We start from the raw sequence: 3,564 nt of genomic DNA, 5'->3' as shown, positions 1-3,564 counted from the left end.
GATTTGCTCGGCACAGACAAACAACGAGATTTTGCTTCGCAAAACTCGGACCGGACTAAACGGGATTTTGCCTTCGGCAAAACCCGGAAAGAGCGGATAAATCCCATAGGGATTTACCGCGATGACGGATAAACCGCTTAGCGGTTTACCTAGATGGCGCGGGGTGGAGCAGCCCGGTAGCTCGTCAGGCTCATAACCTGAAGGCCGCAGGTTCAAATCCTGCCCCCGCAACCAAACACTCAAAAGCCCGCGCGGAGAAATCCGCCGGGCTTTTTGGCGTTCAAGCGCTACCCGGAGAGAACGGTAAGCGGCAAGCTGACCCCATCTGGCGTAGGTAGCGCGGGGGCCTGTATTGCGGACAGACGATTCACAGACTGTGAGCTTCTATGTCTGCGCCTAGCTCTGGAACTAGAAACTTCCGATCGAAGCCGTTCCGGAACGGCTTGAGGGTGCGCCGCGGCAGTTTCGGCGACGGTGGTCCGATGAATTCAAGGAGCGGGCCGTGGCTGAGGCAATGGAGCCCGGCGCAAGCGTTTTGGCGATTGCGCATCGCATCGGAATACATCCGTCGCAATTATTTGGCTGGCGCCGCAATGCTCGTGCTGGGCGGCCCACTCCTTCCACGCCAGATATTTTCGTTGCGCCAAACTGTGAAGTCCAATGACCCATCGCGATTCTGCCTTGTTGTTGATCATCATTGTGCTCATGCAAACAGAACCTCGGGAGAGCTCATGGAGACGGACGACCGCGAACTCATCGTTGTGATGAGACGGTATTTTGCGGTGAAGGCCGAGTTGGCCGCACTGACGGCGCAGTTGGAAGCGGAACGAAAGGCGGCCGACGCGGAAATCGGCGTGTTCTATGATCCGCGCCAGAATGCCGAGCAAGCCGCCGACCTCCAGCGCTCGCATCGCTTGAAGGCAGAGATGGTGTCGCTTATGCAGCGCGCTGAAGCCTGGGGCCGGGCGGCGGTAGCCGCTGACCTGCGCGATAGATCGGAGGCGGAAGCTGAGCCTGAAGAATGGCAGTCGTTTGAGAAGCGAGCTGATACATTATTCGGCGCGTAGTCTCGCCTAGACGATGAGCCGGGCCGCTCGTCCATTCTTTCGCTCCGCGTTGTTATAATAGCGCGCCGCCTGGGCCACCGATTTGTGCAGCGACTGCTGCATTGCCTCTGGCAAGGAAACACCGCGGTTGGCAGCCTCGGTGAGATAGCCTGACCGCAGTCCATGCGCCGAAAACAAGGTCGGGTCGAGTCCCGACTGTTTGCAACGGCCTTTCAGGATCAGGTTGACGGATTGCGGTGTCAGGGCTCGCCGGTCGATGTTTCCCCACTGGTCGATGCGCCGAAACACGGGGCCATCCTTGATATCGGCTTCCTCAAGCCAGCGTCGCAACGCCACCACTGGCCGGCCGATGAGGACTACCTGTTCGTCGTCGTCACGCGTCGTCGTTTTCGTCCGGCCCACGCGGAGTGACAAGCATGGGAGGAGGGCGGAGTTTTCATCGGTAGGGTTGGCCCGCACCGGCTCTTCGTCGGTTAGATCCTCGACCCGCAATGCCGCCACTTCCGAGCGGCGGCGACCGCCGGACGCGAAGGCGACCAACAGCAGTGCGCGATCGCGCAAGTTCACCAGGCTTTCGCCGGCGCAGGCCAGCAGCAATTGCGCCAGAACATCGGCTGTGACCGCCTTTTTGCTCTTGCGCTGTCGTGGTCGGGCGCTGGCGCGAACGGCGAGCCGCAGAGCGGATCTGAGCGAAGGACCGTCAAAGCAGCCGGTAAGGCCGCGCCACCTGGTGAGGATCGACCAGCTCGTCAGCCGACGCCGCACCGTGTCGGGCGCGTGCGGTCCCTCGGACCGAAGCTGCCGGCGCTCACGGAGGCCATCTTCCACTTCCGCCGGCATGCCATGGCTGGGCTCCTCGGCGCGCTTGATCGGGTCCCAAAGGTGATGAGCGACAAACTTGAGCAGCAGGCTCTCGGGTGCGGGCCAGGGGAGGGGGACGCCGGTGGCGAGTTGGCACCAGGCCTCAAGGTAACCGAGATCGGAGGCGAGTGCGCGAAGTGTATTGTCGCCAATGCCTTCGCCGGCGAGGTGCTTGAGGGTATCGACGTCGTCGTCGGTCAGAAGTGCGGCGAGTCGGTCGCGGCGATCGAAGGGCAGGATGGCCTCGAGGGCGTCGAGCTGCTCTGCACGCCGCAGCACAGCGTCGGAAATGGACGTCGCCTTCACGCTCTTGCCGGATTTAGCCATCGGTTTGCGGCCGCCAGCGTTTGATGATGCTTTCGAGCTCGCCGCGGTAGTCGGTCGGGTAGACCGCATCTTCCTCCCGCGCGAGAGAGGTGAAGATCGTCGCCATGTCCTCCGAGACCGCGCGGTCGACGGCGAACAGGTCGGCGAGATCGAAGCCCCCATTGGCGTCGGCGTTCCACCAGGCGAGCAGGAATTTCGCCACCCGCCGGCCCTGGCCGGCGTCCTCGTGGGCGATGGTCAGCAGTTTTTCGAGAGCAAATCTGACGCGGACTTCCATGGGATCCCGTCGGGCTTGGTGGGCAATCGTCCTTCAGCCGGATGATGCCGGGTGAATTTTCAGGTCCGTCTGGCCAAAATCGTTGCCCTTGAACAACAGCGGCGCTTTGGTGATCCTCGCAACAGCATAGGAAAAGCAGTCGCCCATGTTGAGCGTGGCCGGATGGCGGCCTTTGCCGAAGCGGTCGAACGCTCGTTCCGCTTCTCGGTAATGCGCCTCGTCGAACGCAATCGCGGTGACGTTCGGCAGCTGGACAAGCTGATCGACAATGTCCGAAGCGTTGGGAAATCCTCTGCCTGCCAGCACCATGCGCGCCTCAAGCAGCGTCGGCCAGCCGATCGCAACGGCCTCCTGCCCCACCAACGCAGTGAACCGTTCGGCCTCCGGCTCTGCCAGAGCCATCGCCAGAATGACCGACGTATCGACAGCGATCATCGCGGCAAACCGTAGTCGTCGTAGTAATCGTCATGCGCGGATGTCGTGCCGGCCGAGACCGCACGCCGCCCTTCGGCCATCAAATCCGACAGGACATCGATCGGCGCCCGGATAGACTGCTGGCGCAGTTCCAGATCGTAGTGCTCGAGCGCCTGCTCGACGAGCCTGTTGATCGGCTGACCCGTGCGGCGCGCCAGCGCGTGCGCCAGATCCCTGGCCTTGGTGCTGCGGACGGACAGTTGCGGTTCGGACATTGCGTTTCCTCGATCGAAATCCCTTCGAATATAGCTACTATAGTTTTAGATGGCAAGAAAATCACTTCGAGATGGCTCGCTATCGATACTTAATCACTATCGATAGTCATGGTCGAGAATGCGGGACGTTTGGGTGACGGAACGATGTTGGTGCTTAGTATCCGTGCGTGCGATTTAATACGCCAATTCAAACGGTTAATCGTTCTTAAATTGGCGAAAGCGCGGGTAAGCGGGGCAGATTTGGTGGGAACGCCGGTACAAACCGGCAAGGAGTAGATGGTGCAAGTCCATTACGATGAAGGAGTAGCGATCCACATCGGCCCCGAGTCATGCGCGGGTAGTC

General features: G+C 61.0%; 6 protein-coding genes and 1 tRNA gene. 3 read left to right on the top strand and 4 right to left on the bottom strand.

Going from position 1 to position 3,564, the window contains the following annotated elements; genetic code table 11:
- The first annotated feature begins 157 nt into the window (after positions 1–157).
- The 3 genes from ASE60_RS21775 (at position 158) to ASE60_RS21770 (ending at position 1,067) form a co-directional block, all read left to right on the top strand.
- Positions 158–234: transfer RNA gene (locus ASE60_RS21775), tRNA-Met, on the top strand.
- A 187-nt stretch (positions 235–421) separates the two neighbouring features.
- Entirely contained in the window at positions 422–664 is a 243-nt protein-coding gene (locus tag ASE60_RS36060; RefSeq protein WP_113479904.1) for a transposase, read from the top strand.
- 67 nt (positions 665–731) lie between these two features.
- On the top strand, positions 732–1,067 hold the full coding sequence (locus tag ASE60_RS21770) for a hypothetical protein (protein ID WP_057252929.1): 336 nt from the start codon (positions 732–734) through the stop codon (positions 1,065–1,067).
- Between the two features lie 6 nt (positions 1,068–1,073).
- On the opposite strand, the gene ASE60_RS21765 is transcribed toward ASE60_RS21770, so the two are convergent.
- Genes ASE60_RS21765 through ASE60_RS21750 form a run of 4 tightly spaced genes read right to left on the bottom strand, consistent with a single transcriptional unit; the run spans position 1,074 to position 3,221 of the window.
- Positions 1,074–2,255: a site-specific integrase gene (locus tag ASE60_RS21765; RefSeq protein WP_057252927.1), complete on the bottom strand. Its 1,182-nt coding sequence runs from the start codon at positions 2,253–2,255 to the stop codon at positions 1,074–1,076.
- Positions 2,248–2,532: a hypothetical protein gene (locus ASE60_RS21760; RefSeq protein WP_057252925.1), complete on the bottom strand. Its 285-nt coding sequence runs from the start codon at positions 2,530–2,532 to the stop codon at positions 2,248–2,250. Before ASE60_RS21760 ends, ASE60_RS21765 begins: the two co-directional genes overlap by 8 nt.
- Before the next feature lie 33 nt (positions 2,533–2,565).
- Positions 2,566–2,967: a type II toxin-antitoxin system VapC family toxin gene (locus tag ASE60_RS21755; protein ID WP_057252923.1), complete on the bottom strand. Its 402-nt coding sequence runs from the start codon at positions 2,965–2,967 to the stop codon at positions 2,566–2,568.
- Positions 2,964–3,221 (bottom strand): type II toxin-antitoxin system VapB family antitoxin, encoded by a 258-nt coding sequence (locus tag ASE60_RS21750; RefSeq protein ID WP_057252921.1) that lies wholly within the window; start codon positions 3,219–3,221, stop codon positions 2,964–2,966. Before ASE60_RS21750 ends, ASE60_RS21755 begins: the two co-directional genes overlap by 4 nt.
- Between the last annotated feature and the right edge of the window lie 343 nt (positions 3,222–3,564).

Source organism: Ensifer sp. Root278 (assembly GCF_001429285.1).
Lineage (GTDB): Bacteria > Pseudomonadota > Alphaproteobacteria > Rhizobiales > Rhizobiaceae > Ensifer.
Note: the sequence above shows the minus strand (reverse complement) of the source record. Positions and strands in the feature narration are given on the sequence as shown.